This window comes from Streptomyces sp. NPDC013187, assembly GCF_042899705.1.
In the GTDB taxonomy this organism is placed as follows: domain Bacteria; phylum Actinomycetota; class Actinomycetes; order Streptomycetales; family Streptomycetaceae; genus Streptomyces; species Streptomyces hawaiiensis_A.
The window spans coordinates 569,091-594,573 of record NZ_JBIBAF010000001.1 but is presented as its reverse complement, the minus strand read 5'-3'; the positions used below and the strand labels follow the sequence as shown (position 1 = coordinate 594,573).

The 25,483-nt window shown below is 69.6% G+C and carries 20 protein-coding genes; 5 read left to right on the top strand and 15 right to left on the bottom strand.

Annotation, left to right across the window (positions count from 1 at the left end; genetic code table 11):
• The first annotated feature begins 3 nt into the window (after positions 1-3).
• On the top strand, positions 4-2,553 hold the full coding sequence (locus ACFY5B_RS02750) for an MFS transporter (protein ID WP_389963469.1): 2,550 nt from the start codon (positions 4-6) through the stop codon (positions 2,551-2,553).
• An 89-nt stretch (positions 2,554-2,642) separates the two neighbouring features.
• Positions 2,643-3,464 (top strand): YceI family protein, encoded by an 822-nt coding sequence (locus tag ACFY5B_RS02745; RefSeq protein WP_389963466.1) that lies wholly within the window; start codon positions 2,643-2,645, stop codon positions 3,462-3,464.
• On the opposite strand, the gene ACFY5B_RS02740 is transcribed toward ACFY5B_RS02745, so the two are convergent.
• Both ACFY5B_RS02740 and ACFY5B_RS02735 read right to left on the bottom strand, forming a co-directional pair.
• Complete coding sequence (locus tag ACFY5B_RS02740) at positions 3,447-4,154, bottom strand: GAF and ANTAR domain-containing protein (RefSeq protein WP_389963463.1); 708 nt, start codon at positions 4,152-4,154, stop codon at positions 3,447-3,449. The genes ACFY5B_RS02745 and ACFY5B_RS02740 overlap by 18 nt on opposite strands.
• A gap of 57 nt (positions 4,155-4,211) precedes the next feature.
• Complete coding sequence (locus tag ACFY5B_RS02735) at positions 4,212-4,931, bottom strand: GAF and ANTAR domain-containing protein (protein ID WP_389963460.1); 720 nt, start codon at positions 4,929-4,931, stop codon at positions 4,212-4,214.
• 273 nt (positions 4,932-5,204) lie between these two features.
• Here ACFY5B_RS02735 and ACFY5B_RS02730 point away from each other — a divergent pair, with 273 nt between their 5' ends.
• Together ACFY5B_RS02730 and ACFY5B_RS02725 are read left to right on the top strand one after the other, a co-directional pair.
• The gene (locus ACFY5B_RS02730; RefSeq protein ID WP_389963701.1) at positions 5,205-5,498 is read left to right on the top strand and encodes an STAS domain-containing protein; all 294 of its coding nucleotides are present in this window, start codon (positions 5,205-5,207) and stop codon (positions 5,496-5,498) included.
• A 10-nt stretch (positions 5,499-5,508) separates the two neighbouring features.
• Positions 5,509-5,979, top strand: a complete 471-nt coding sequence (locus ACFY5B_RS02725; protein WP_389963457.1) for a PPOX class F420-dependent oxidoreductase — start codon at positions 5,509-5,511, stop codon at positions 5,977-5,979.
• A gap of 35 nt (positions 5,980-6,014) precedes the next feature.
• Here the strand turns inward: ACFY5B_RS02725 and ACFY5B_RS02720 are convergent, their stop codons facing one another.
• The 8 genes from ACFY5B_RS02720 to ACFY5B_RS02685 all read right to left on the bottom strand — a co-directional run bounded on the left by ACFY5B_RS02720 (position 6,015) and on the right by ACFY5B_RS02685 (position 16,135).
• On the bottom strand, positions 6,015-6,791 hold the full coding sequence (locus tag ACFY5B_RS02720; RefSeq protein ID WP_389963454.1) for a TetR/AcrR family transcriptional regulator: 777 nt from the start codon (positions 6,789-6,791) through the stop codon (positions 6,015-6,017).
• 149 nt (positions 6,792-6,940) lie between these two features.
• Entirely contained in the window at positions 6,941-8,437 is a 1,497-nt protein-coding gene (locus ACFY5B_RS02715) for an MFS transporter (RefSeq protein WP_389963451.1), read from the bottom strand.
• Between the two features lie 108 nt (positions 8,438-8,545).
• On the bottom strand, positions 8,546-10,723 hold the full coding sequence (locus tag ACFY5B_RS02710; RefSeq protein ID WP_389963448.1) for an ArnT family glycosyltransferase: 2,178 nt from the start codon (positions 10,721-10,723) through the stop codon (positions 8,546-8,548).
• Positions 10,720-12,096: a glycosyltransferase gene (locus ACFY5B_RS02705; RefSeq protein ID WP_389963445.1), complete on the bottom strand. Its 1,377-nt coding sequence runs from the start codon at positions 12,094-12,096 to the stop codon at positions 10,720-10,722. The genes ACFY5B_RS02710 and ACFY5B_RS02705 overlap by 4 nt, the downstream gene beginning before the upstream one ends.
• 14 nt (positions 12,097-12,110) lie before the next feature.
• Positions 12,111-13,748, bottom strand: coding sequence for a sensor histidine kinase (locus ACFY5B_RS02700; protein WP_389963442.1), 1,638 nt, complete (start codon positions 13,746-13,748; stop codon positions 12,111-12,113).
• Positions 13,745-14,485, bottom strand: coding sequence for a response regulator transcription factor (locus ACFY5B_RS02695; protein WP_053670029.1), 741 nt, complete (start codon positions 14,483-14,485; stop codon positions 13,745-13,747). The genes ACFY5B_RS02700 and ACFY5B_RS02695 overlap by 4 nt, the downstream gene beginning before the upstream one ends.
• 250 nt (positions 14,486-14,735) lie before the next feature.
• Positions 14,736-15,608 (bottom strand): DUF2797 domain-containing protein, encoded by an 873-nt coding sequence (locus tag ACFY5B_RS02690; protein ID WP_389963439.1) that lies wholly within the window; start codon positions 15,606-15,608, stop codon positions 14,736-14,738.
• Positions 15,609-15,742: 134 nt separating this feature from the next.
• On the bottom strand, positions 15,743-16,135 hold the full coding sequence (locus ACFY5B_RS02685) for an HGxxPAAW family protein (RefSeq protein ID WP_389963436.1): 393 nt from the start codon (positions 16,133-16,135) through the stop codon (positions 15,743-15,745).
• 95 nt (positions 16,136-16,230) lie between these two features.
• On the opposite strand from ACFY5B_RS02685, the gene ACFY5B_RS02680 reads away from it, so the two are divergent.
• Complete coding sequence (locus tag ACFY5B_RS02680; RefSeq protein ID WP_389963433.1) at positions 16,231-16,707, top strand: MarR family winged helix-turn-helix transcriptional regulator; 477 nt, start codon at positions 16,231-16,233, stop codon at positions 16,705-16,707.
• Between the two features lie 47 nt (positions 16,708-16,754).
• Here the strand turns inward: ACFY5B_RS02680 and ACFY5B_RS02675 are convergent, their stop codons facing one another.
• From ACFY5B_RS02675 to ACFY5B_RS02655, 5 genes are all read right to left on the bottom strand, one after another.
• Complete coding sequence (locus tag ACFY5B_RS02675; RefSeq protein ID WP_389963430.1) at positions 16,755-17,021, bottom strand: hypothetical protein; 267 nt, start codon at positions 17,019-17,021, stop codon at positions 16,755-16,757.
• 214 nt (positions 17,022-17,235) lie between these two features.
• Positions 17,236-18,480 (bottom strand): hypothetical protein, encoded by a 1,245-nt coding sequence (locus ACFY5B_RS02670; protein ID WP_389963427.1) that lies wholly within the window; start codon positions 18,478-18,480, stop codon positions 17,236-17,238.
• A 470-nt stretch (positions 18,481-18,950) separates the two neighbouring features.
• Positions 18,951-22,562, bottom strand: coding sequence for a DEAD/DEAH box helicase family protein (locus tag ACFY5B_RS02665; RefSeq protein WP_389963424.1), 3,612 nt, complete (start codon positions 22,560-22,562; stop codon positions 18,951-18,953).
• A gap of 203 nt (positions 22,563-22,765) precedes the next feature.
• On the bottom strand, positions 22,766-23,911 hold the full coding sequence (locus tag ACFY5B_RS02660; RefSeq protein WP_389963421.1) for a restriction endonuclease subunit S: 1,146 nt from the start codon (positions 23,909-23,911) through the stop codon (positions 22,766-22,768).
• Positions 23,908-25,431 carry an N-6 DNA methylase gene (locus tag ACFY5B_RS02655; RefSeq protein WP_389963418.1) on the bottom strand — a complete coding sequence of 508 codons (1,524 nt, stop codon included), beginning with the start codon at positions 25,429-25,431 and terminating at the stop codon, positions 23,908-23,910. The genes ACFY5B_RS02660 and ACFY5B_RS02655 overlap by 4 nt, the downstream gene beginning before the upstream one ends.
• Positions 25,432-25,483 lie beyond the last annotated feature (52 nt).

Sequence of the window (25,483 nt, the reverse complement as noted above, 5' to 3'; positions counted from 1 at the left end):
CCCATGGCAACGACCACACCAGCCGGTGTGCGGGCTCATGCCAAGCACGGGGGAGGCTCCCACGGCCCCTCCGGCGACGGCGCTCCCATGACGCACCGGCAGATCATGGAGGCCCTCACCGGCCTTCTGCTCGGCATGTTCGTCGCGATCCTGTCGTCGACGATCGTCTCCAACGCCCTGCCCCGCATCATCGGCGACCTCGGTGGCGGCCAGAGCGCCTACACCTGGGTCGTGACCGCGTCCCTGCTGACGATGACGGCCTCCACCCCGCTGTGGGGCAAGCTCGCCGACCTGTTCTCCAAGAAGCTGCTGATCCAGCTCGCGCTGGTCGTCTTCGTCCTGGGTTCGGCGGCGGCCGGCATGTCCCAGAACCCGGGCATGCTCATCGCCTTCCGCGCGGTCCAGGGCATCGGCATGGGCGGTCTGTCCGCGCTGGCCCAGATCATCATGGCGGCGATGATCTCGCCGCGTGAGCGCGGGCGTTACAACGGCTACCTCGGCGCCACCTTCGCCACCGCCATGGTCGGCGGTCCGCTGGTCGGCGGTGTCATCACCGACACCGACTGGCTCGGCTGGCGCTGGTGCTTCTACGTCGGCGTGCCCTTCGCGGTGATCGCCCTGATCGTGCTGCAGAAGACCCTGCACCTGCCCGTCGTGAAGCGGAAGGTCAAGGTCGACTGGGCCGGCGCCTTCTTCATCACCGCGGCCGTCTGCCTGCTACTGGTCTGGGTGACGTTCGCCGGTGACAAGTACGACTGGCTCTCCTGGCAGACGTACGCGATGGTCGGTGGCTCCGTGGTGCTGCTGGCGCTGTTCGTCCTCGTCGAGGCGAAGGCCAGCGAGCCGATCATCCCGCTGCGGCTGTTCCGCAACCGCACCATCACGCTGGCCTCCATCGCGTCCCTGTTCGTCGGCGTCGCGATGTTCTCCGGCACCGTCTTCTTCAGCCAGTACTTCCAGTTGGCGCGGGACAAGTCGCCGACGATGTCCGGCGTGATGACGATCCCGATGATCGCGGGTCTCTTCGTCTCCTCCACCGTCTCCGGGCAGATCATCACCCGGAGCGGCCGCTGGAAGGGATGGCTGCTGGCCGGCGGTGTGCTGGTGACAGCCGGCCTCGGTCTGCTGGGCACGATCCGCTACGACACCGAGTACTGGCACATAGCGATCTTCATGGCGCTGATGGGTCTCGGCATCGGCATGATGATGCAGAACCTGGTGCTTTGCACGCAGAACCAGGTGGAGCCGGGCGACCTGGGCGCCGCCAGCTCCACGGTGACCTTCTTCCGGTCCCTGGGCGGTGCCGTCGGCGTCTCGGCGCTGGGCGCGGTCCTGGGCAACAAGATCACCGACTACGTCAAGGACGGCCTCGCCGACCTCGGCGCGAAGGGCGCGGCCCTCGGTCACGCCGGCACCGGCGGTGGCGGCATCCCCGACCTCGACGCGATGCCCGCCCCGATCCGCACCGTCGTGGAGAGCGCCTACGGCCACGGTGTCGCGGACGTCTTCCTCTACTCGGCACCGATGGCGCTGCTCGCTCTGCTGGTGTCGCTGTTCATCAAGGAGGTCCCGTTGAAGACGAAGGGCGGACTGGCGCAGGCCGCCGAGCCCGAGACGCCTGCCGTGGCCCCCGCCGAAGCGGTCGCCGTCGAGGCTCCCGCCGCGGAGAAGGCCGCGCCGAGCTGGGCCGTGGCCGACACCGGGGCCACCGACGGCACCGGGCCCGAGGGCACCCAGCGGCTCGCCGCCGTCGCCACCGCGGAGCGTCCGGAGGAGACCTCCGGTGGTGCCCCCGGCGTCCCCGTCCGCGGGTTCGTCCGCGGGAACGAGTCCGCGCCCGTGCCGCAGGCCGCCGTCACGCTGATCTCGCTGGGCGGGCGTCAGCTGGGCCGGTCCGTGGCGCAGGCCGACGGCTCGTACGCCGTGGACGCCCCGGGCGCCGGCTCGTACGTCCTGATCGCCTCCGCCGACGGCTTCCAGCCGCAGGCCTCCACGGTCGTGGTGAACGGCGAGCCGGTCGCCTACGACATCCTGCTCAGCGGCACCAGCGGGCTGACCGGCCTGGTGCGGGCCGCCGAGGGCGGGCAGCCGGTCAAGGACGCCATGGTCATCGTCACGGATGTGCGCGGCGACCTGCTGGCCAACGGGACCACGGGTGAGCAGGGCGAGTTCTCCTTCGCCGAGCTGGTGCCGGGGGCGGTGACCGTCGCGGTGAACGCCGCCGGGTACCGGCCGCGCGCCCTGCCCGTCGAGGTGGGCGGCACCGGGGTCACCCGGGTCGAGATCGACCTGGACTCGGGCGCCCGCGTCCAGGGTGTCGTCAGCGCCCCGCACGGGCCGCTGGCCGACGCCCGGGTGACGCTGGTCGACCAGGCGGGCAACGTCGTCGGCTCGGCCACGACCGGGACGGACGGGGCGTACGCCTTCACCGACCTGGACGGCGGCGAGTACACGGTCATCGCCACGGGCTACCCGCCGGTGGCCACCGCCCTGACGGTCACGGGCGCCGGCACCGACGCCCACGACATCGAACTCGCCCACCCCGGCGAGTAGCAACGACCCCGGCCCGTGGCAGGTGGGCGCGCTCTGAGCGGAGGTGCGCCCCCTGTCGCGGGCCGGTTTCTTTCTGAGGAGCAGTTGAGATGGGACTGACCGCGAGGATCCGTACCCGCGATGGATGGGCCGTGTCGCACGCGGTCGTCACGGTGGCGGACATGACCGGCGCGCAGGTGCTGCGGGCCGAGGCCGACGCGGAGGGCGCCGTGCGGGACGCGACGCCGATGGAGCCGGGGGCGTACACCGTCATCGTCACGGCGGTGGGCTACGCGCCCGCGGCCTCCAGCGTGATCGTCACGGCGAGCGGGCGGGCCGAGGTCGGCACCGTGACACTGGCCCGGCAGGGCGGCACCGAGCTGCCGCCGCCCGGGCCGTGGACCGTCGACCCGGTGCACTCCAGCGTGGCCGCCGTGGCCCAGCATCTGGGCATCTCCAGCGTCCACGGCCGGTTCACGGAGTTCTCCGGCGCGATCGAGATCGCCCCGGACGACGTCACCAAGTCGCGGGTGGAGGCGGTGATCCGGGCCGCGTCGATCGACACCGGCAACGGCATGCGCGACGGGCACCTGAAGTCGCCGGACTTCCTGGACGTCGAGCGGTTCCCGGAGATCACCTTCCGGTCGACGGGGCTGACGGCGGCCGGGTCCGACCGGTGGACCGTCCACGGCGAGCTGGGCATGCACGGGGTCGTACGGCCCGTGGACCTGGATCTGGCCTACCTCGGCACGGGTCCGGACCCGTGGGGCGGTACCCGGGCGGCGTTCCGCGCGACGACCGAACTGCACCGTGAGGACTTCGCCATGAACTACAACCAGGTCCTGCAGGCCGGCATCGCCGCCATCGGCACGACGCTGAAGGTGGAGCTGGACATCCAGGCCGTGCAGGGCGAGTCACTTCCGGCGGCGTGAGTCCGGGGCGGACACCCGCGCCACCAACTGGCCGCACAGATCACGGAGTTTGACGTTCCGGTCCTGCGAGGCCCGGCGCAGCCGCTCCAGCGCGCTCCGCGCGTCGACGCGCTCCCGGGCCATCAGGATGCCGATCGCCTGGTCGATGACGCTGCGGGAGAGCAGCGCGGTGCGCACGTCGGCCGCCGACTGGTGGCGGCGCTCGATGCGCAGCGCCATGTCGATCGCGTCCCCGGCCCGGGCCGCGAAGGCACGGGCCGCGTCCCGGCCCGGGGCCAGCGCCCCGGCCCGCGCGCCGTAGAAGTTGAGCGCGGCGCCCTTGTCGCTCTCGCTCTCCACGACGACGGGCACCGCCAGCACACAGCGGACGCCCACGGACAGCGCGTACTCCCGGTACGCCGGCCAGCGGGACTCCTCGGCGAGATCCGGGGCGTACTGCTCCTCGCCGGTCCCGGCCGCGTCGACGCAGGGCCCCGAGCCGTTCTCGTACTGGCGCAGGTCCAGGCCGCTGGGCATGCCGTCACTGCCGGCCAGGGTGAGCAGCCGGCCGGCGCGGCGCACGGTGATGCTGCAGGCGTCGGCGCCGGGCACGTCCCGCACCGCGCGGTCGGTCACATCGCGCAGCAGGGTGTCGAGACCGCTGCTGCGCACCATCGCCTGGTCCAGCGTGTCGGACGTCTCGGAACTCATGGCCGTACGGGTATCCCGTCATCCCGCGAACACGCCCCTGACGTAATCCACGTCACGTCAGGGGGAGTTGCCGCCCACGATCCGGCGGGCGAGGTCACGCAGTTTCACGTTCTCCCGCTGGGAGGCCCGCACCAGGCTCTCGAAGGCCGCGGCCGCGTCGATGCCCTGGCGCTCCATGAGGATGCCGGTGGCCTGGCCGATCAGGTCCCTGGTGTGCATGGCCTCGGTGAGCTGCTCACGCACGGTCGCGGAGTCCAGGGCGATGCTGACGTGCGCGCTGAACAACCGGCCGACGCGCGTGGCCTCCTCGTCGAAGGCGCCCGGTTTGCTCGCGTAGGCCGTGAGCACGGTCAGCCGGCGGCGGTCGGCGCGCAGTCGCAACGACAGCGCCGAGCGCAGCCCCAGCGCCGCCAGCACGTCCCAGCCGTCGTCGGCCTCGCTGTCCGTTATCCGCGCGACCGGGTTGTTCCACAACTGGTCCCACAGCCCGTGCTGTTCACGACCGGTGTGCCGGGCCTCGGCGGAGCGCACGACCTCGTCGGTCCAGGCCAGCGTGCGCAGCTTGTTGTTGCGCTCGATGACGGAGATGCCGGCGTGCTCGGCCCCCGGCATGAGATGCACGGCCAGCCGGACGGCCGTGCGCAGTGTGCTGTGGGGCGTGAGGGTCTCGTGCAGTTGCTGAGAAGCCACCGTGAGAGCCTCGGCCAACTCGACGCCAGCCGGAAAACGGGGCAAATCAGGAAACTCGGACGCAGCCACCACGAACCTCTTCGGCATGCACGGCCATGGCCGTGCGCAGGAGAGCTCCGCAGCACATTCCCGACTGCGAGCACAGGACGGACAGCACTCTAACTGCTCGGTTGCCTCCGGGTGACGCCCGGCCGACGGTGCCGCGGACGGCTTCCACCGCCCGCCCGCCGCATGATGGAATGGTCTTCGGGTCAGGAAGCGGCCTTACCGGAATCCGGACGAACGTCTGCCAGGTGAGCCGTGACCCTCTTCACGAATCCCACAGAACCGCGCGACCTCCCCGGCCGCGTCCACCTCACCATGCCCGCCGAGATCGACTTCTGTAACGCGGCGGAGCTGCTGCCGCTCGTCCTGTCCGCCGCCCGGGCCCGCGGCGACCGGCTCGAAGTCCTCGTCCTGGACCTGACCACGACCTCCTTCATGGACTCCCAGGGCATCCGCCTCATCAACGACGTACGGCAGCGGCTGCGCCCCGGGGCCACGGTGCGTCTGGTGGCCCGGCCCGAGGGGATCACGAGCCGGGTCCTGGAGCTGACCGGGATGCGGCGGGACGTGCCCGTGTACGACAACCTCGCCGAGGCCCTGGCGTCGTAGGCTGCCGCACATGGCACCGAACATCGCGACGAACACCCGCGTGTCCCTGGACGAGTTGCTCGACTTCGTGCGCCCCCGGCACCACGCGATCCTGCTGACCCGGCGGGCCGACGGCAGCCCTCAGGGCTCCCCCCTGACCTGCGGTGTCGACGACTCCGGCCGGATCGTGGTCTCCACCTACCCGGAGCGCGCCAAGACCCGCAACGCCAAGCGGGACCCCCGCGTGAGCCTGCTCGTGCTCAGCGACGACTGGAACGGCCCCTGGGTCCAGATCGACGGCACGGCCGAGGTCGTCGACTCCCCCGAATCCGTCGAACCGCTCGTCGAGTACTACCGGAACATCGCCGGTGAGCACCCCGACTGGGACGAGTACCGCGCGGCCATGCTCAAGCAGGGCAAGTCGATCATCCGCATCACGCCGGAGCGGTGGGGGCCGGTGGCCACGGGCGGCTTCCCGGCACGGCTGGTCGAAGGGGAGTAGGTCAGCTCTCACCCGGACTTTCCGGGCTGCGGAGGCTACGGGCCTTCGGAGGCTTCTGCCTCGCGGGCGACCATCGCCTCGATGCCCGCGATCAGCAGCTCCAGCGCGAACTCGAAGTCGCGCTCCAGCATCTCGGCGACCGTGTCGCCCCCGCGCGCCGCCATGATCTCCCGGGACTCCCGCAGGACGTCGGCGGCCTGCGGGGCGGCGGTCACCGCGCTCAGGGCCTGCTGGAAGTACTCGTCCACGCTCACACCGCCGGCCGCGGCCCGGGAGGCGAGATGGCCCTCCAGGGTGCCGTAGCCGTAGACGAACTGGAATACGGCCGAGATCGTGCTCGTCAGGCGCTTCGCGGGCAGGCCGGTCCTGCGGACGACGTGCTGGACGAGCCGGGAGAACGCCAGGCTGTGCGGGCCGATGTTGAGGAAGACCCCGACCAGCGCGGACACCCAGGGGTGCCGCACCAGCAGCGTCCGGTACTCCCGGGCGAGCGCCCGCACCTGATCCCGCCAGTCCTCGTCGGCGGCCGGGTCGGGCAGCCGCATCTCGCCCATGGCCTTGTCGAGGGCGAGTTCGAGCAGGTCGTCCTTGGTGTCGACGTACCAGTAGACGGACATCGCGGTGACGTTCAGCTCGCCGGCCAGCCGCCGCATGGAGAACTTGGCCAGGCCCTCTGCGTCCAGCAGCCGCACGGTGACCTCGATGATCCGGTCCCGGTCCAGTCCCGAGGGCTGCCCGCCACCGCGCCGCCGGTGCGCCGTGCCCTCCAGCCAGACGCTGGACCGCGCGGCCTTCTCGGCTGCCTTCGCCATGGCGCACCTTCCTCGATCTTTCAGCGCCGCTCATGCTAGACGCGCCGTCTTCTCAGGGGCGCGGGGCTGTGCCGATGTGCGGCCCCGCCGCGTGGGCGCGATCAACCACGACGGACCCGCACCCGCGCGCTACGACCAGCCCCGAGCTCCTAGGCGGACTCTGCCCGCTCAGCCCGCCGAAGCAACGCCGCCGCGACCAATCCGCCCGCCAGCACGGCAACCGCCCCCACCAGCTGACTCGTCTCCAGCCCGGAGGCGAACGCGTCGGAGATGCGCGCCTTCTCCTCGGCCGAGTCCGCCGCCGCCAACGCCGCCGGCAACGACGCCGCCGACACGGCGACCAACGACGCGAACCGCGAGTTGAGCACCGCCCCCAGGACGGCGACACCCAGCCCGTTGCCGAACTCCGCGAGCGTCCCGTTGATCCCCGCTCCCACACCCGCCTTCTCCGGCGGTATCGCGCCCATGATCGCGTTGGCCATCGCCGGCATGGACAGCGCCACACCCGCCCCCATCACGATCAGCCCGAGCAGCATCCCGCCGTACCCGTGCCCTCCGAGCAGCGCGATCGCCGCCAGCCCCGCTGACACCAGGGTCATGCCGAGCGCGATGGCCGCCGGCGTACCGGCCTTCAGCACCAGCTTCGCCCCGACCCCCGTGAAGTTGAGCGCGACGACGGTCAGCGCCAGCGGCGCCGTCCGCAGCCCGGCGTCCAGCGGCTCGTACCCGAGGACGAACTGCAGGTGCTGGGTGAGCAGGAACAGCGACCCCGTCATGCCGAACGCCACGAGGATCGCGCCCGCGACCGCGCCCACGAACTTCTGGTTGCGGAAGAAGTGCATGTCGAGCATCGGATGCCGCGTCCGCAGCTCCCACAGCACGAACAGACCCAGCACGACCAGGCCGATCAGCGCCGAGACCAGCACCTGCGCGGAGGTCCAACCGTGCTCGGGCCCGGTGATGATCGCGTACACGACCGATGTCATGCCGATGGTCGACAGGACCGCGCCGAGGAGGTCGGGCCGGTCACCGGCCTTGTGCTTGGACTCCGGCACCAGCGCGGCGACCGCGACCAGGCCGAGCAGCGCGACCGGGATGTTGATCAGGAAGATCGCGCCCCACCAGAAGTGGTTCAGCATCACCCCGCCGATCAGCGGGCCGGCCGCGAAGCCGAGCGAACTGACCGTCGACCACAGCGCGATGGCCTTCACCCGCTCCTGGTCGTCGAAGATCTGCACGACGACCGCGAGGATCGTGGTCATCAGCAGCGCGCCGCCGACGCCCATGCCCGCGCGGGCCGCGATCAGCTGGCCCGGGCTCTGGGAGAGCCCTGCCGCCAGCGAGCCCAGGCCGAAGATCGTCAGGCCCGACATCAGCAGCAGCTTGCGGCCGTAGCGGTCGGCGGCGTTGCCCGCGGTGAGCAGCAGGCCCGACTGCACCAGCGCGTAGGCGTTCATCATCCACTGGACGTCGGCGGTCGAGGCGTCCATCTCGCGGGTGAGCGAGGGGATGGCCACGTTGAGGATCGTGTTGTCGAGCAGCACGGTGAGCTGCGCGAGGCAGATGACACCGAGGATCAGCCAGCGCTGGGGGTGGCCGCCCTGCACGGTCTGAGGCGCGGCCTTTTCCTGTGGGGACGTCGTCATGTTGTACACCGTAGAACACTCCCTATACGGCGTACAACGGCGTTTCGGCCGGAGACGGTGGAGGGCGGTGGCTTTCGGCCACCGCCCTTCGTCCGGTCGGGAGCGGGGTCAGCTGCCCGCCCTCTGGGTGAGGTCGTAGAACGTGGCCGAACCGGCCGTGACCTTCTTGAAGTTGGCCTCCACCCAGGAGGTGATCTGGGAGGACGAGCCCTCGCCGCTGCCGCCCATGCCACCGCCCATGCCGCCCGAGGCGATGAAGTAGTGGATCTTCCCGTCCGCCACGTACTGCTTGAACTGGGCCAGAGTCGGGGAAGGATCGGTGCCGTTGAAGCCGCCGATGGCCATCACGGGGGCACCGGTGGAGAGCTGGTAACTCGCCGCGTTCTGGGCGCCGACGGCCGCCGCCGCCCAGGTGTACCGGTCGGCGTCGGTCTCCAGCAGCTTCTTGGCCTCGGAGCTGACGCTGGCGCCGTTGAGCAGACCGCCGGCACCGCCACCGCCGCCCATACCGCCCGTACGACCGCCGTCGCCGTTCTGCCGGTTCTGGCCCTGCTGGCTCTGGCCGCCGCCCGGGAACCCGCCACCGGGAAAGCCGTTGCCCTGCTGCCCCTGAGCGTTTCCGTTGCCGTTCTGCTGGTTCTGTCCTCCACCCGGGAAGCCGCCGCCACCGCCGGGGAAACCGCCGCCGCCCGGACCACCGCCACCGCCCGGGCCGCCGCGACCGCCGGCGACCGCCGGACCCGCCGTGACGATCGAGCCGGTGTGTCCCTCGTTCACGGTGGTGAGGGTGTACGCCGCCGGACCGGCCAGCGCGGCGACGAGGCCCAGCCCGGCCGCACCCAGGGCCAGTCGGCGACCGAGCCGGCCGGCGAAGATCAGGCCGAGGGCCGCCGTCAGACCGCCGACCAGGACGAGCCACTTGAGCCAGGGCAGGTAGTCGGAGGAGCGGTTGAGCAGGACGTACCCCCAGGCCGCGGTCGCCGTCATCGCGGCGGCCAGGGTCAGCGAGGCCCACGCCTTGTCGCGCTTCTCCCAGAGCAGCGCCGCGCCCATCCCGACCAGCGGGGCGATGTAGGGGGCGAGGGCCACCGTGTAGTACTCGTGGAAGATGCCCTGCATGTAACTGAAGACCAGCATGGTGGTGAGCAGCGCACCGCCCCAGACGAGGAACGAACCGCGGGTCACCGACGTGCGCTTCGCCTTGCGGGTGGCCACCAGCCCCGCCACGAGCAGGATCAGCGCGGCCGGGATCAGCCAGGAGATCTGGCCGCCGACGGAGGAGCTGAACAGCCGGTCCCAGCCGGTCTCACCCCAGTTGCCGCCGGTGTTCCCGCCGCCACCGCCGCCTCCGACGCTGCCGGTCTCATCGCCGTTGAGGCGGCCCAGGCCGTTGTAGCCGAAGGTCAGTTCCAGGAAGCTGTTGTTCTGCGAACCGCCGATGTACGGGCGGGAGGACGCGGGCCAGAGTTCGACGATCGCGACCCACCAGCCACCGGAGACGACGATCGCTGCCAGAGCGGCGGCGAGTTGGCCGATCCGCTTCTTCACCGTCACCGGGGCGCAGACGCCGTAGACGAGGGCGAGCGGCGGCAGGATCAGGAAGGCCTGGAGCGTCTTGGCGAGGAAGGCGAAGCCGACCGCGGCACCGGCCCACAGCAGCCACTTCGTGCGGCCGTCCTCCAGGGCGCGGATGACGAACCAGCAGGCCACCGCCATCAGCAGCGCCAGCATCGCGTCGGGGTTGTTGAAGCGGAACATCAGCGCCGCGACGGGGGTGAGCGCGAGCACGGCGCCCGCGATCAGACCGGCCGCGGGGCTGAACCGGCGGCGCACGGCCGCGTACACGACGGCCACCGTGCCGACACCCATGAGGACTTCGGGCGCCAGGATCGCCCAGGAGCTGAGGCCGAAGAGCCTTACGGACAGGGCCATGGGCCACAGGGCGGCCGGGGGCTTGTCCACTGTGATGGCGTTCGCCGCGTCCAGCGAGCCGAAGAAGAACGCCTTCCAGGACTGGCTGCCGGCCTGTACGGCCGCCGAGTAGAAGGAGTTGGCGTAACCGGAGGCGCTCAGGCCGTACAGGTAGAGCACGGCCGTCGCCAGCAGCAGGGCGAGGAAAGCCGGGCGGGCCCAGCGGGGGTCCTCGGGGCGGCCGCGCCACAGCCGCTGCGGGAAGGTCCGGCCGGGGGCACCGGCGTGCGGAGCCGGTACGGGCTCCGGGGGCCGCGTCCGGATGCCGGGATCCGTGCCTCTGTCGGTGATCTGCTGGTCGAAGTGGACGGTCATCGCGAGTCCCTCGCATCGGTGTCGTGCGGGCGCACCGGCAGCAACTGCACGGTGGTGTCCCGCCAGGAGTCCGCGACGTCACCGGCGCGGAACGGGGTGGTGCCGTACGAGGCGACGGGCGCCGAGTCGTCCTCGCGCCGGTCGGGGAACACCCACGCCCGGAAGAGCAGGAAGCGCAGCACGGTCGCCGCCAGGTTGGCCGCGACGAGGACGGCCAGTTCGGTGGAGTGGGCGGGCTCGGAGGTCGCCGCGTTCAGCGCCGCGAGCGAGCCACTGGTCAGGGCGAGTCCGATCCCGAAGACGACCAGGCCCTGCGCCTGGTGCCGTACGGCCCCGCCGCGCCCGCGCACCCCGAAGGTGAGCCGCCGGTTGGCCGCGGTGTTGGCGACCGCCGAGACCAGCAGGGCGAGGGCGTTGGCGGTCTGGGAGCCGGTGAACACCCGGAAGCCGCTGTAGAGCAGCAGGTAGAAGAGGGTGGACAGGGCGCCGACCACGCAGAACCCCACGAGCTGGCGGGCCAGTCCCTTCGGCACGTCCTCGAGGTCACGGTCGCGCGGGTCGTCGCCGAACGGCCGGGCGAGCCGGTCCAGCGGCAGCGAGCCGGTGGCCAGGGCCCTGCCGACGCGCCACACGCCCTTGAGGTCGTCGGTCGCGGTCCTGACGATGTGCACGGTCGAGTCGGGGTCGTCGACCCAGTCGACCGGCACCTCGTGGATCCGCAGCCCCGCGCGCTCCGCGAGCACCAGCATCTCGGTGTCGAAGAACCAGCCGGTGTCCTCGACGAGCGGCAGCAGTATCTGCGCCACGTCCCGGCGGATCGCCTTGAAGCCGCACTGGGCGTCCGAGAACCGCGCCTGGAGCGAGCCGCGCAGGATGAGGTTGTAGGCCCGGCTGATGAACTCCCGCTTGGGTCCGCGCACCACCCGGGAACTGCGCGCCAGCCGGGAGCCGATCGCGAGGTCGGAGTGACCGGAGATCAGCGGCGCCACCAGCGGCAGCAGGGCGTTGAGGTCGGTGGACAGGTCCACGTCCATGTAGGCGAGGACCGGGGCGTCCGAGGCCGACCAGACGGCCCGCAGAGCCCGGCCGCGCCCCTTCTGCTCCAGGCGGAAGGTGGTCACCTCGGGGATCTGCGCCGCCAGTCGCCGCGCCACCTGCGGGGTGGTGTCCGTGGAGGCGTTGTCCGCGATCGTGATGCGGAACGCGTACGGGAACGTCCGGTCGAGGTGCTCGTGCAGTCTGCGGACGCACGGCTGGAGGTCCTTCTCCTCGTTGTAGACGGGGATCACTACGTCCAGGACAGGCGTACCGGCTGGTGCGGCCGGGAGGTGCTCCCGCGCCGGCAGGGTGCCGGGAGAAGAGTCGGTTCGCATGGAACCGACTTTCGTCAGGCGCCCTGTTGTGCCGGTGTGGTGACGCTGTGGCGTGCCTGTGAGTGCTGCTGCCGGCTCATGTCCGGCTGCGGCTGGAGCGGCAGTGCGGGCAGGTGCACCGTGAACACGGTCCGCCCGGGCACGCTGTCGACGGTCACGGCACCGCCGTGCGCGCTCGCCACGGCCTGCACGATGGCGAGGCCGAGACCGGTGGACCCCGTCGCGCGGGTTCGCGCGGAGTCGCCCCGCGCGAACCGCTCGAAGACGTGCGGGAGCAACGCGGCAGGGATGCCCTGCCCGTTGTCCTCGACGTCCACGCACAGCCAGGTCCCGCGCCGCTGGACGCGGGCGGTGACGGTCGTACCGGGTGGCGTGTGGCTACGCGCGTTGCCGAGCAGGTTGACGAGGACCTGTTGCAGCCGGGCCGCGTCCGCCGACACGAGCGCGGGCTCGTCGGGCAGGTCCAGGCGCCAGTTGTGGTCCTGGCCGGCCACACGGGCGTCGCTGATGGTGTCCACGACGAGCGGGACGAGGTCGGTCTGTTCGAACTGCAGCGGCCGTCCCGCGTCGAGCCGGGCGAGCAGCAGCAGATCCTCCACGAGGAGGGTCATCCGGCCGGCCTCGGACTCGATCCGGCCCAGCGCGTGCCGGGTGTCGGGCCCGACCTGCTCCCTGCCGCGTCGGGTGAGTTCGGCGTAGCCGCGGATGGAGGCAAGAGGTGTTCTGAGTTCGTGACTGGCGTCGGCGACGAACTGCCTGACGCGCGTCTCGCTCTGCTGCCGTGCGTGCAGCGCCCCGTGGACGTGGTCCAGCATCCGGTTGAGCGCGGCGCCGACCCGGCCGACCTCGGTGTGCGGATCGGTCTCGGAGTCGGGGACCCGCTCGCTGAGGTTCACCTCGCCGGTGTGCAGGGGCAGTTCGGAGACCCGGGTGGCGGTGGCGGCGACTCGGCGCAGGGGACGGGTGGCGACGCCGACGATGACCGTACCGGCGATGCCGGCGGCGACGAGGCCGGCAGCGGTGACACTGATCTCGACCAGGACGAGAGTGTTGAGGGTGTCGGTGACGTCGGTGGTGGGCAGCGCGACGTAGTAGGCGCCGTTGGCCCCTTTGCGGTATTCCGCGCGGTACTCGCCCAGCCCGGAGATGGTGACCGTATGCGCCTTGCCGTCCTTGGCGACGGCGTTCAGCTCCCTCATCTGCGTCTCGCTCAGCGTGTACGGTGCGGCCTGCGTGACGTCGTTGTCGTCCTTGGTGGGCTTGCTGACCATGCCCTCGGTGATCGCGCCGCTCCGGACTTTCGCGGCGATGGTGCCGATCATCTGCTGCGGCCCCTGCGTGACGAAGTCCGAGAGGTCGGGAGCCTTGGGCACCCCCTTGTCCGGCCGGCCCGTGGGCTGGGGCTTGGGCTGTGCCCCGTCGGGCAGCTCGGGACCGGCGCCCGCGGCGCGGCCCACCACCCCGCTGAGCGTGCTGTCCAGTTGCTCGTACAGGCGGGAGTGCATCGCGATCGTCGTCACCGTCCCGATGACGGCACATACGACGGCGATCAGCGCCAGCGCGGAGACCACGAGCCGCGTCCGCAACGTGCGCGGTCGGCGTAGTCGCCCCGGTCTCTCCACCTGGACACGCAGCCGCCGTCGTCCGCTCACGACGCCGCGGGCTTGATCAGGTACCCGGCGCCGCGCCGCGTGTGGATCATCGGCTCGCGCCCGGCGTCGATCTTCCGCCGCAGATAGGAGATGTAGAGCTCGACGACGTTGGCCTGGCCGCCGAAGTCGTACGACCACACGCGGTCGAGGATCTGCGCCTTGCTGAGCACCCGGCGCGGATTGCGCATCAGGAACCGCAGCAGCTCGAACTCGGTGGCGGTCAGATGGATGTCGTCCCCGGCCCGGGTCACCTCGTGACTGTCCTCGTCGAGGGTGAGGTCGCCGACGACCAGGGTGGAGTCAGAACGCCGGTCGGCGGCACCGGAGCGGCGTATCAGCCCCCGCAGCCGCGCGACGACCTCCTCCAGGCTGAACGGCTTGGTGACGTAGTCGTCCCCGCCGGCCGTCAGCCCGGCGATCCGGTCCTCCACGGCGTCCTTGGCGGTCAGGAACAGCACGGGCACGTCCGGCAGTTCCCGGCGCAGCCGCCCGAGGACGGCCAGCCCGTCCATGTCGGGCAGCATCATGTCGAGGACGACGGCGTCGGGCCGGAAGTCACGGGCGGTCTGGATCGCGCCCGTGCCGTCACCGGCACTCCGGATCTGCCACCCCTCGTAGCGCAGGGCCATGGACAGCAGCTCCGTGATCGACAGCTCGTCGTCCACCACGAGCACGCGGACGGGGCTCCCGTCCGGCCTGAGCAGTTCGGTACGCCCCTGGGGCGAGGTCGTGGTCATGTGAACACGATGTCGAGGGCCTCTGAGAACACGCTTTCGGCAACCTGTGATTTCCCTGAGAAACGCACAGGCGCTTCTCAGGGAACGCCTGGGGAGCCCGGCCGGTTCGGAACAAGCCGGCTTGCTCGGTGAACGCCCGGCAGACCCGGCCGGTTCAGAACAAGCCGGCTTGCTCGGTGAACGCCCGGCAGACTCGGCCGGTTCAGAACAAGCCGGGCTGCAAAGTGAACGCCCCCGAAGCCCGGCCGGTTCAGAACAAGCCGTCCTGCACGCCCGCGACCTCCTCGAACTGCCTGACCGGGACGGTCACTTCACTCCCCGTGGCGGGCACCAGCCCCCACCCGGTCATCAACCGCGTGTCGAGCACCACGGCCCCGGCACCGGTGACCAGGTGCAGATCGGGTCCGGCGGCCGCGACCAGCTCCCCGCCGACCGCACCCCCGGCGACGAGCTCGCGCACGTCCCCGACGGCGACGGGCACCCCGGCGAGCCCGAACACCCCCATGTGGTCGACGACCCGCAACGGCTCCCGTACGAGCGACTCCGGCCACGCGGGGAGCGCGACCGCCCGCTCGTACAGCTCGGCGACCTCACCGGCCCGGTCGGCGGCGGCCTCCGGCAGCGCGGCCCGCACGGCCCGCTTCGCGGCGTACGGGATCCGGTCGGGCACCCGCAGGGCGGCCCTGAGCAGCTCCTCCGTACGCCGCGCCGCCATGAGCGGACCGACGCCGAGCCAGCTGAAACAGACGGCTCCCTGCTCGAGCAGCCGCGCGCTTCCCCGCTCCCGCGCCGTGATCCCGACCTTGACCATGCCGGGCCCGAACCACGCCAGATACACGCGGTACGGCCGTGGATCGTCGGCGATGGTGTCCGCCGCCACCGAGTGCGCCCGGTCCAGCCGAGCACACTCCTCGCACCGCGCCCCCGTACTGCGCCCCGGCACGACCGCACCCAGCGGGCACGCATGCCCCCGAGCCCCCACGCAGCTGCGCACGCCGCCTTCCGCGACCCCGAAGGCCACCTGTTTTCCCCAGGTCAGCGCACTGCGCCGGCCGCCGCTCCACACCAGCACGGGACCCTCCGCCGACCACCGCAGCCCCGAGCACTTCCATGCCTGTGCCATCTCTGCCGAGCGTAGGGGGCACCACTGACATCAGGGCTCGTCACTGACATCAGGGCTCGTCGCTGTCGGGGACGCCCGGCACCGGCACTCCCGGCTGGGGCGGCTGCTGGAGGGCCGCCCGATGAGCAACGACCTCACCTCCCGGAGTCGGCCCCCACCGCGGCGACGGTCTCCGGCTCGCCCGCGCGGTGCACCGGCATGACCGGCTGCACCGCACCCGCCGCGCGCCGCCCGCGCCCGGCCAGCCGGCACCCCAGGCACTCCGCGTGCCCGCCCGCCGCCGCCGAGTCCCGCACGCGCCAGCCCCACTCCGCCCGGGGCCGCACGCCCGGCCCCTTCCCCCACCCGGCGAGGTGCAGGGCCCAGGTGACGAGGAGACCCACGAGCCCGATCGCCACTCCGCCTGCGATCAGCACGCCGGAGACGGTGCAGACCCCCAGCCCGGCCACACCCGCGCCGACCGTGCCGATGCCGCAGCCGACCCACCCCGCGACCGTGTGCCCGTGGTCATACTGATGTGCACTCACGTGCCACTCCCTCGCACCGAGGGTCCGACCCGCCGAACCCCTCATCCGCTAAGACGTTTACAATCCAAACATCTCACGAACTAAGGGATCTGGGAATGCACGCCAAGCCTCGTCCGGCCGCGACACCGGAGCAGGCGCTGTCGGCGATGGACCAGCTCATCGCGACTCACCTGGTCGGACAGCACGAGATCGCCCAGCAGGTGGGCCTGAGTGTGACCGACCTCACCTGCTTCGCCTATGTCATCGAGGCCGGCGAGAACCTCCCCACGGCAGGTGACCTGGCGGCTCGCGTCCATGTCACCACCGGCGCGGTCACCGGCATCCTCAACCGCCTGGAGCGCGCCGGCTACATCACCCGCCGCCCCGACCCCACGGACCGCCGCCGCATCCGCGTCGCGGCCCAGCCCGACGCGGTCGCCCGGGTCCGGGAGGTCTACGAGCCGTACTACGCCCGCCTCACCCACCTCTTCGCGCAGTACTCGCCGGACGAGATCGCGGTCCTGCACGACTGGTTCACCCGCGCGAGCACGCTGGCGGCGACCTACCTGGAAGAACACTGCCGCCCCGACTGATCCGAGGTCCCGAGTCCACGCGACTCGTGCAGAGGACGGCCGCTTCGCTACCTGGGCTGCCGAGAGTGCCGGCTCGACCGTCGGCGCACGGTGAAGACGCAGGCGAGCAGGCCGAGCGCCCAGGCGATCAGGAGGGCTCCCCACAGCGGCATGGTCACGATCGGCACGAGCAGGCGGATCTCGACGTCCGAGCGGTTCTCGAAGATGAAGATCAGAGCGACCGCGCTGATCAGGACGAACGGCAGGAAACGGCGGACGCCGGGGCGGGAGAGGAACGGTTGGCGCGCCTTGTGGTCCGGGCCGGTCTGAGCCATGGAGCACCTCTCCCTCACGCTGCCCCCGACTCCAGCGTCCCCTTCCCCGACGCGACCCGCCACCGGCAGAAGGAGCCTGGGCTCGAGCGACGTGGGTCTGGTTGCCGTCGACCTCGTTCTGCCGCACACAGCGGCAACCGTCTTCACCGCTGTCACCACGTACCGAACAGCATCTAGCCGGCGGTTTCCCGGCAGACGTCATGAGCGTCGGCCGTTACCGCCACTCCAGGACGTCCCCCACGCTCAGCGCCTTGTCCGCGCCCCTTGCGGTGATCTTCTTCGGGGTTGCGCCGGGAGCGATGGCGGAGACGAAGAACTCGAGCCGGGTGCCCTGGAGCGAGGCGAAGATCAGCTGCTTTCCGTCAGCCGAAATGGCCCGCACCGTGTTCTTCCGATCCGTCGCCGGGATGATCGGATCACCCAGGGCACCCTTCGGGGTATCCGCCGTGCCGTCGAGCCGAGAAGCGTCCAGCGTCCAGAAGGAGTTCCTCCGCTTCGGGTCGTCGGCCTTGGCGAGTCGGGGGCCGCACAGCACGGTCCTGTCGTCGACCCAGCCGTAGGGGCGGCAGTCGGCGTCGTAGGGAATGCGAGCTGCCTTCACACCGTCGGCCTTGAGCAGTGCACTGCGCTGTGGCACGTCGGCCACGCTGTAGCCCTGCCAGGTGATGAAGGCCGTCGCCTTGCGCCCGTCGGGACTGACCCGGACTTCCTTGCCGAAGAGCCCGCGCACCGGGTCACCCGCGAGCGCGAGGTCGGCCCCGTCCATGTAATCGCCATCAGCGCCCGCCTGTTCGGTCACTGCGTGATCTCCCGTGACGGAACGGCTGGCGATCCGCACATGATCCGAGGAGTCGGTCTCGGTGAACCAGACAGCACCGCCGTCCTGGGCGAAGACGGCGTTCTCCTCCTTGGGCGTGTCACCGAAGTCCTCGCTCTGTTCACCGGACAGCTCGGTCAGCTTGCCGCTGGTGTCGACGTAGCCCACCCCTGTCGCCTCGGTCTCTCGATCGATGAGAACGACGGCCATCCGGGAGAAGTCCTTGTCGAAGAGTTGCCGCAGCCGGCTGGCCGGGACAGCGCGCGGCCCGTCCTCGGACGGGCCGACACCCGGGAAATTGTCAGCGCACAGCTCCACGAGCGGGGAGGCGACATCGTCGGCCTCCGCGACCACGGCCTCGGCCGGAACGGTGAAGGTCCGGGAGACGGTCTGTTCCCACGTTCTCGGATCCCAGCCCGTGACCGTCACGCTGGCCGGCTTGCTCGCAGGCACGGAACACGAGGCGGTGACGATCACACCCCTGTCCGGGAACCCCCCGCTCCCCTTGCCCGGGTCCTTGCTCCCGCCCTGCTGTCCGGCAGTCGCCTCGGTGCCCTTGGCGCCAGGGTCGGAGTCGTCACTGCCCCCACCACACCCCGCTACCAGCGGAAGCAGCACCGTGGCGACAGCCAGTGCAGCCATGTCCCAGCCCCGTCGGCGGCCTCCATGGCCCTCTGTTCTGCTCACGGCCGTGTCCCCTCACGATGTCCTGCTCAGCAGCGGCCACGTGATCGTAATGCGAACTGGCGCGGCTCGCCGTGGAGTTAGCCGACGATCGATGGGCCGTCGGACGTGGAATGGTCGGTCGTCCCGACGGGGCAACGCAACGCTGGAGACAGGATCTTGCAGTCGGACGCTCCGGTTGATGTCGTAGGCCCCCCGGCTTGTTCCCGGGGGGCCTTTGAGCTGTGTGCACTCGGCAGGATTCGAACCTGCAACCTTCTGATCCGTAGGATCGGGCAGGCCATTGGGCGGGGGCTCCGCTTTCCTCCCGGCTGATCGCTGATGGTCGTGGCCAACAGCCTTTGTGTGCCGTCGTTGCCGTCAGGGTTGCCGTCAGCTCGGAACAGTGACACCGGCTCGCAGCGTGGGCGATCGCCGCGACGCCGTGCCTAAGCCACCAAGGTGGCGGGCCTGGCTGTCCGCTCCAGTTCCTTGAAGATGACGTCGAGGACTTCGAGTTCCTCACCGGTGAACAGGTCGTCGGGACCACCCGGGGCAAGATCGGCAAACGAATCCTCGTAGAGGTCGCCCAAGCCCAGGATTCCGCGCTTTGCCACCGTATCGATGACCAACGTCAGGAAGTCGATCTGGCGGGAGCTGAGCTGCTTACCCGTGCGCAAGACTTCGAACGCCTTCTGTGCGGCCTGTGGATCCAGCCCGCACAGCCCGCGCACGAACAGGCCGAGGCCGCCAGAGGACCGCACCTCGTCGAGGTCCTCCTGGGAGGCGATGGCCTCTGACAGGAAGATCTCCTCCAGATCCGCTAGATCGAGTTCGGTGATCTGCTCGTTGAGACGCAGTTTGCGCACCACCGGCTGGTCCTCGTGGCGCAGGAGGTAGGCCCGCGCCTTCTGCTTGAAGCGCTGCTCGTCCGTGCCCTGAGGCATTCCTTGGATCTCGGCCTCGGTGATGTCACCGAACTGGTCGATGAAGTCGGTGTAGACGACGTTCCGTTTGACCTTGGGATCGGTGAGCCGGGCGAGCCGACGCATACGGCGGCGCATGTCCTCCAGCATCGGGAGTGTCACGTCGTTCCACCACTCGTCGCCCGCCACCGCTTCCAGCAGCTCGGCCTGTTCACCGACCGCCGGGATGTTCGTCTTGGTGAGCAGGTTGGACGCGATGTCCTGGATCTTCGTGCGCAGCTTGGCGAAGTCCTTGCCGCCTTCCAGCGCGGCGAGCTGGAGACCATACGCCATCAGGTCGAACCGCTTGGCCTCCTCGCCCGTCTCCTCGTCGTCCGGGCGGAACTCGCTGGGCAGTCCGAGCAGGTGGTCGCGGATCGCGGTGTCCGCGTCGTCGTCCACCCGGTGCCAGCTGCCGAAGTCGCTGAAGGCCTCGACCTCCCGGCGGTGCGGGCGCACCAGGAAGTTGTCCAGGTTCATGCCGGTGACGGTGTGGTGCAGCCGGTGGGCCAGCGACCAGCGGATCTCCGCCTCGGTACCGATCGCGTCGGCGCCGGCGTCACGTGCCGGGTCGGGATGCTGCCGCTTGTCCAGGACCCGGACCAGGTCGAGCTGGCGCTGGAGGAGCTTTTCGGTGAGGGTGACGGCCCTGCGCCCCTCCGACCGGTCGAGCCGGCTGTTGAAGAAGTCGATGTTGCCGCAGAAGTCGAAGACGTAGAAGTTCTGCTTGTTGTGCTCGGGGTTGTCGGGGTCGGGGCCGTAGAGGGCGGGGCGCAGGCGGGTGCCGCGGCCGATCATCTGCCAGAACTTGGTCTTGGAGAAGACCGGCTTGGCGAAGACCAGGTTCACCACCTCGGGCACGTCGATGCCGGTGTCGAGCATGTCGACGGAGATGGCGATGTCGGGGGCGTTCGGCGGGTTCTTCGGGTTGGAGAAGTCGTCGATGAGGGACTGCGCGTACGTCTCCTTGTACGTGATCACACGAGCCGTGTGGCCGGCGCCCTGCGGGTAGTTCGCGTTGTAGCGCTCCTCGATGTACCGGGCGTGGTCGTTGTTCTTCGCGAAGATGATCGTCTTGCCGAGCCGGTCGCCGCCCCCGACGCGGTGGCCGCGCGTCATCAGCGTCTCCAGCATCTTGTCCACGGTGTCCTCGTTGAAGAGGAACTTGTTCATGTCGTGGCGACCCACCGCGTCCGGGATGTCACCGTCCTCGGTCCACTCCTTGGCGTCCCACTCGGCCTTCTCCTCCTCCGAGAGGTCGTCGTAGCGAATGCCCTGCTCCATGAACTTCAGCGGCACCTTCACCGCCTTGGGGAGGACGAGGTAGCCCTCGGCGGCGGCTTCCTGGAGGTCGTAGGAGTCGGTCGGGATCCCGTCCTCCATGGCGAACAACCTGTAAGTGTTGTGGTCGATCTCGTCCTTGGGTGTCGCCGTCAGGCCGAGCAGCAGCGAGTCGAAGTAGCGGAACAGTTCGCCGTACTTCGCGTACACGGAGCGGTGCGCCTCGTCGATGACGATCAGGTCGAAGTAGCCGGGCCCGAAGCGCCGGCGGCCGGCACCGTCGGTGGCGTCGATCTGCTTCATCATCGTCTGGTACGTGGAGAGGTAGACGCGGGCCGAGGCGGCCTTGTCGTCGAGGAGGCTGGCCACGGGGGTGTTCGGCAGGTTCTCCTTGAACGCCTTCATCGCCTGGGTGACCAGCGCCTGCCGGTCGGCGAGGAACAGCACCCGCTGCGCCCAGCCCGCCTTCATCAGCTTGTCCACGAGGGCCACGGTGGTACGGGTCTTGCCGGTGCCGGTCGCCATGACGAGCAGCGCCTGACGCCCCCGGTCCCGCTCGAAGGTCTCGCCCACCCTCTTGATCGCGCGGAGCTGGTAGGGGCGGCCGGCGATCTTCTCGTTCACCGGAGCGGCCGTGAGGGAGAGGCGTCCGGCGCGCTGGCGGATGCGCCAGTGCAGCTCGTCCTTGGTGAAGAAGCCCTGCACCCGACGGGGTGGGTAGCCGCGGTCCTTGCCCAGCGCGGCGTCGTCCCAGAGATAGGTCTCGTATCCGTTGGTGTAGAAGATCACCGGACGGCGGTTGAACTGCTTCTCCAGCGCATCCGCGTACAGCTTCGCCTGCTGCTGCCCGTCACGAGCGTCGCGCCGGGTCCGCTTGGCCTCGACGACGGCGAGAGGCTTGCCGTCGTCGCCCCAGAGCACGTAGTCGACGTAGCCCTTGCCCGTCTTGGTGGGCATCCCGGTCGCTATCGGGTACTCGGTGTCCTTGCCGGGCGTGAGGAGGTCCCAGCCCGCTTCCTTGAGGAGCAGGTCGATGAAGGCGTCCCGGGTCGCCTTCTCGTCGTAGTCGTGGGTGTCCCGCACAGCCTGGTTGGCGGCCTTCGCGGCGGCGATCTGCGCCTTGAGCTCTTCGAGCTGCCGGGCGAGATCCGCGTTCTGGGCGCGCTCGGCGGCGAGCTGCTCGGCCTGCTCCTTGAAGCGTGCCTCGTCCTCCGCCTCCTTGGCCTTGAGCTCGGCCTGCTTCAACGCACGGGCTTGGGGGGAGAGGGGGCGCGGTACGGCGCTGGTGTCGAATTCCAGGCCGCCGGGCGGCAGGGCCGAAGCCCGGCGGGTGTAGGTGCGGGCGAACCAGTAGAGGGAGTGGAAGAGCTCCTTGACGCTGGCCTCGGCGACGGTCTTCGGGACCGGGGCGGCCTTGTGCACGGCGTTGTTGCCGTGCCGGCGGACGAGGTCCATCTTGGCGTTGACCGTCGGCCCGACGAGCTGCCGGAAGCTCGGCTCGTGGAGCATCGCCGCGAGGTCCTTCTTGTACGGCTCGCTCAGGCTGCTGTCCTTGTCGTACATCCAGCGGGCCGTGATCTCGATGGCACGGCGGGCGTAGAAACAGGCGGCACGGGGGTCGTGGTGGATCAGCCGCTCGGCGCGGACCGCTTCGTCGTAGAGGGCCGGCCATTCCGCGCGGAGGAAGGCGAAGTTGCCGCTGGTGGTGCGGCCGATGCCGTCGGCTGCGGCGCGGTCGCGGGCGCTCTTGCCCTGGTCGGCCCGGCCCTGACCGTCGTTGTTCTGGCCGCTCTGACCGTTCTGGTCGCTACCCATGGCGGATGCGGTGCCCCTCTCCCCTTGCTGCGGCCCTGCCGTGCGGGACCTGGTCGGCGTCCCGGCCCGCACGAGGCCGACGTATCCGTCCGTCTCCATACGGCAGAACCACCCGAGGGCCGGACTCCCCTGTCCGGCCGCACGGGCGGCGTGTGGTGCTGGTGGTGCGGCCGGTGCTGGGCACCGTGTACGACAGAAGCGACCTACGCCGCTTCGCCGGTCGCTTCATGATCCCAGAGGGCGCCGGAGAAGGCACGGTGTTGGAGAGACGTGAAGAGTTCGTCGAGGGTGGCACTGTGGGTTACGTGTGCCGCACGCTGCTGCGTCACGCTGCGTACTCTCTCTGCGAATTTCGATCTCATGGAAGACGGTGGGAACACCACGGGCGCGCTCTTGATCTGCTTGATATTGAGCGTGGGCTGCGCCACTGTACGCAATTCCCTGGTGAAATACTGCTGCGCGAAATCCATTCGCAGATAGGCAGCCAAGTACTCGCGATCCACGTCGCTGGCAACTGGGACCCGCGCGACGGCGCGGGCAACATTAGAACCCACGTCGTCGGCACTGACAATGGCCACCTCACCGATCGCACCGACGCAACCGATCAGGATCTCATTCCCTGTGATCCTGGATCGAGAGTAGCATGACTCGATATCCGGGGAGATTCGCATCAGCGATGACCTGTCGACTCCAAGCCGCCCCAAATCTCCGGACCGGATCAAGGGAATCCCGTCCTCGACATGCCGACCAGGTTGCACTACTCCATAGTTGATTCGATCACCCTCCGCAATCACAGTCTCAAGTTCACGAACCTCAAATCCCTGACTGTTGACAGAAGGGTCGCCGAACATGTCGAGGAAAATGGACTGCACAAGGTCGTCGAGGAGGGCGATGGCTTCGCGGCGCTTGGAGCGAAGGGCGTCCACCTGGTCGAGGACGGCGGCGATGCGCTGTTGTTCCGCCAGCGGCGGCTTGGCCACCGAGAAACCCTTGAGGTACTTGTAGTGCCTGGAGTACCCGGCACTGGGAATGTCGAGCGATGTCAGGAACCAAAAGACATATCTCGAATCAAATCCTTCTTCCACAGCGAGGATCTTCACGCCATCAGCACCCACCGCGAAAGGGAAATCAATATACTTGAAGCATCGCGTGTGGTCCCCGAAGATAATGACCGGCAAGTCATTGCGTTGCGCCAGACCTGGATCGTCTACATATCCCGCCAGGATTCCCTGCCCTTGATCGACAACGGGCAACACGCCAGAATCACGGAAGTCCGACTTAGGAACCTTGGGGTTACCGCTGGAGACATCACGCAAGGCCTGCAGGAAAGGGACCTCAGTCCACGTCATTTTGCCAGCATCCCTTTCAGTTCCTCCGTGCCCTTGGCGATCTCCTCGTTCAGACGCTCAAGGTCCGCCAGGATCTCCGTCGGCGTCCGCGTCACGACTTCCTCGTGGACGATCTCCTTGTAGCGGTTCAGGGACAGGTCGTAGCCCTGGGCCGCGATGTCCGCCTTGGGGACGCAGAAGCTCTGCTCGGTCCTCGCCCGGTCCCTCTCCGTGCCGTTTCGTTCCTGCCATCGGGCCAGGACGTCCGGGAGGTTGTTCTTCAGGAGCTCGTCCGACGTCAGCGGGTCGCCCTGCGGGCGGACGCCCAGGCGCTCCTCGGTAAGCAGCGGATTGCGCTTGTCGTCCAGGCTCAGGCCGTCCGCCTGCACGTCGTAGAACCAGACGTGGTCCGTGCCGCCCGAGTCCGTTTTCGTGAAGAACAGGATAGCCGTGGACACACCGGCGTACGGCTTGAACACCCCGCTCGGGAGCTTGACCACCGCCTGGAGCTGCTGCTCCTCCACCAGGATGCGGCGTAGTTCCTTGTGCGCCTTGGTCGTACCGAACAGCACCCCGTCCGGGACGATGACGGCGGCCCGGCCACCGGGCTTCAGGAGCCGCAGGAACAGGGCCAGGAACAGCAGTTCCGTCTTCTTTGTCTTGACGATGCGCTGGAGGTCCACCGCCGTGGACTCGTAGTCCAGGCTTCCCGCGAACGGCGGGTTCGCAAGAATCAGGGAGTAGCGCTCGGCCTCGCCGGCGGCGCTCTCTGCGAGCGAGTCGCGATAACGGATGTCCGGGTTCTCGATGCCGTGCAGCAGCATGTTCATCGAGCCGATGCGGAGCATCGTGGGGTCGAAGTCGAAGCCGTGAAACATCGACTCGTTGAAGTGCTTGCGCTGCTCCACCCTGAGCAGCGCGTCACGGTGCACCCGCTGCACGTACGACGCCGCCTGCACCAGGAATCCGGCCGTGCCACACGCCGGGTCGCAGATCTCGTCACGCGGACCCGGCTGAGTCATCTCGACCATCAGGTCAATGATGTGGCGCGGCGTGCGGAACTGGCCGTTCTGGCCGGCCGTGGCGATCTTCGCGAGCAGGTACTCGTAGATGTCGCCCTTGGTGTCGCTGCTGTCCATGGAGATGGCGTCGAGCAGGTCGACGACCTTCGCCAGTAGGTTGGGCCCCGGAATCGTGAACCGGGCGTCCTTCATGTGGTGGGAGTACGTCGATTCGTCCCCGCCCATGCGACGCAGGTACGGGAAGACACCGTCGGCAACGAGCCCATACATGATCTCCGGGTCCTTGACCTTGAAGTTCTGCCAGCGCAGATCCTGCTGGGTGTCCGAGAAGAAGGGGTCCGGGTCGGGCTTGCCCGTTGCGGTCGCCTTGCGGTCCTTGCGGGTCTGGATCTCGTCCAGCCGCTTGATGAAGAGCAGATACGTGATCTGCTCCATCACCTCCAGCGGATTGGAGATGCCGCCCGACCAGAACACGTCCCAGACGCGCCCCACATTGTTCTTCAGCTCGCCCGTAATCACACAGAGGATCCTACGGTCCTGGAAACCCACGCCATCCAGACTTGACAAGTCC

Bases quoted from the DNA above. Each gene is read 5' to 3' on its own strand.
- ACFY5B_RS02750 (WP_389963469.1), top strand. From the start codon at position 4: ATGGCAACGACCACACCAGCCGGTGTGCGGGCTCATGCCAAGCACGGG.
- ACFY5B_RS02745 (WP_389963466.1), top strand. From the start codon at position 2,643: ATGGGACTGACCGCGAGGATCCGTACCCGCGATGGATGGGCCGTGTCG.
- ACFY5B_RS02740 (WP_389963463.1), bottom strand. From the start codon at position 4,154: ATGAGTTCCGAGACGTCCGACACGCTGGACCAGGCGATGGTGCGCAGC.
- ACFY5B_RS02735 (WP_389963460.1), bottom strand. From the start codon at position 4,931: ATGCCGAAGAGGTTCGTGGTGGCTGCGTCCGAGTTTCCTGATTTGCCC.
- ACFY5B_RS02730 (WP_389963701.1), top strand. From the start codon at position 5,205: ATGCCCGCCGAGATCGACTTCTGTAACGCGGCGGAGCTGCTGCCGCTC.
- ACFY5B_RS02725 (WP_389963457.1), top strand. From the start codon at position 5,509: ATGGCACCGAACATCGCGACGAACACCCGCGTGTCCCTGGACGAGTTG.
- ACFY5B_RS02720 (WP_389963454.1), bottom strand. From the start codon at position 6,791: ATGGCGAAGGCAGCCGAGAAGGCCGCGCGGTCCAGCGTCTGGCTGGAG.
- ACFY5B_RS02715 (WP_389963451.1), bottom strand. From the start codon at position 8,437: ATGACGACGTCCCCACAGGAAAAGGCCGCGCCTCAGACCGTGCAGGGC.
- ACFY5B_RS02710 (WP_389963448.1), bottom strand. From the start codon at position 10,723: ATGACCGTCCACTTCGACCAGCAGATCACCGACAGAGGCACGGATCCC.
- ACFY5B_RS02705 (WP_389963445.1), bottom strand. From the start codon at position 12,096: ATGCGAACCGACTCTTCTCCCGGCACCCTGCCGGCGCGGGAGCACCTC.
- ACFY5B_RS02695 (WP_053670029.1), bottom strand. From the start codon at position 14,485: ATGACCACGACCTCGCCCCAGGGGCGTACCGAACTGCTCAGGCCGGAC.
- ACFY5B_RS02690 (WP_389963439.1), bottom strand. From the start codon at position 15,608: ATGGCACAGGCATGGAAGTGCTCGGGGCTGCGGTGGTCGGCGGAGGGT.
- ACFY5B_RS02680 (WP_389963433.1), top strand. From the start codon at position 16,231: ATGCACGCCAAGCCTCGTCCGGCCGCGACACCGGAGCAGGCGCTGTCG.
- ACFY5B_RS02675 (WP_389963430.1), bottom strand. From the start codon at position 17,021: ATGGCTCAGACCGGCCCGGACCACAAGGCGCGCCAACCGTTCCTCTCC.
- ACFY5B_RS02670 (WP_389963427.1), bottom strand. From the start codon at position 18,480: ATGGCTGCACTGGCTGTCGCCACGGTGCTGCTTCCGCTGGTAGCGGGG.
- ACFY5B_RS02665 (WP_389963424.1), bottom strand. From the start codon at position 22,562: ATGGGTAGCGACCAGAACGGTCAGAGCGGCCAGAACAACGACGGTCAG.
- ACFY5B_RS02660 (WP_389963421.1), bottom strand. From the start codon at position 23,911: ATGACGTGGACTGAGGTCCCTTTCCTGCAGGCCTTGCGTGATGTCTCC.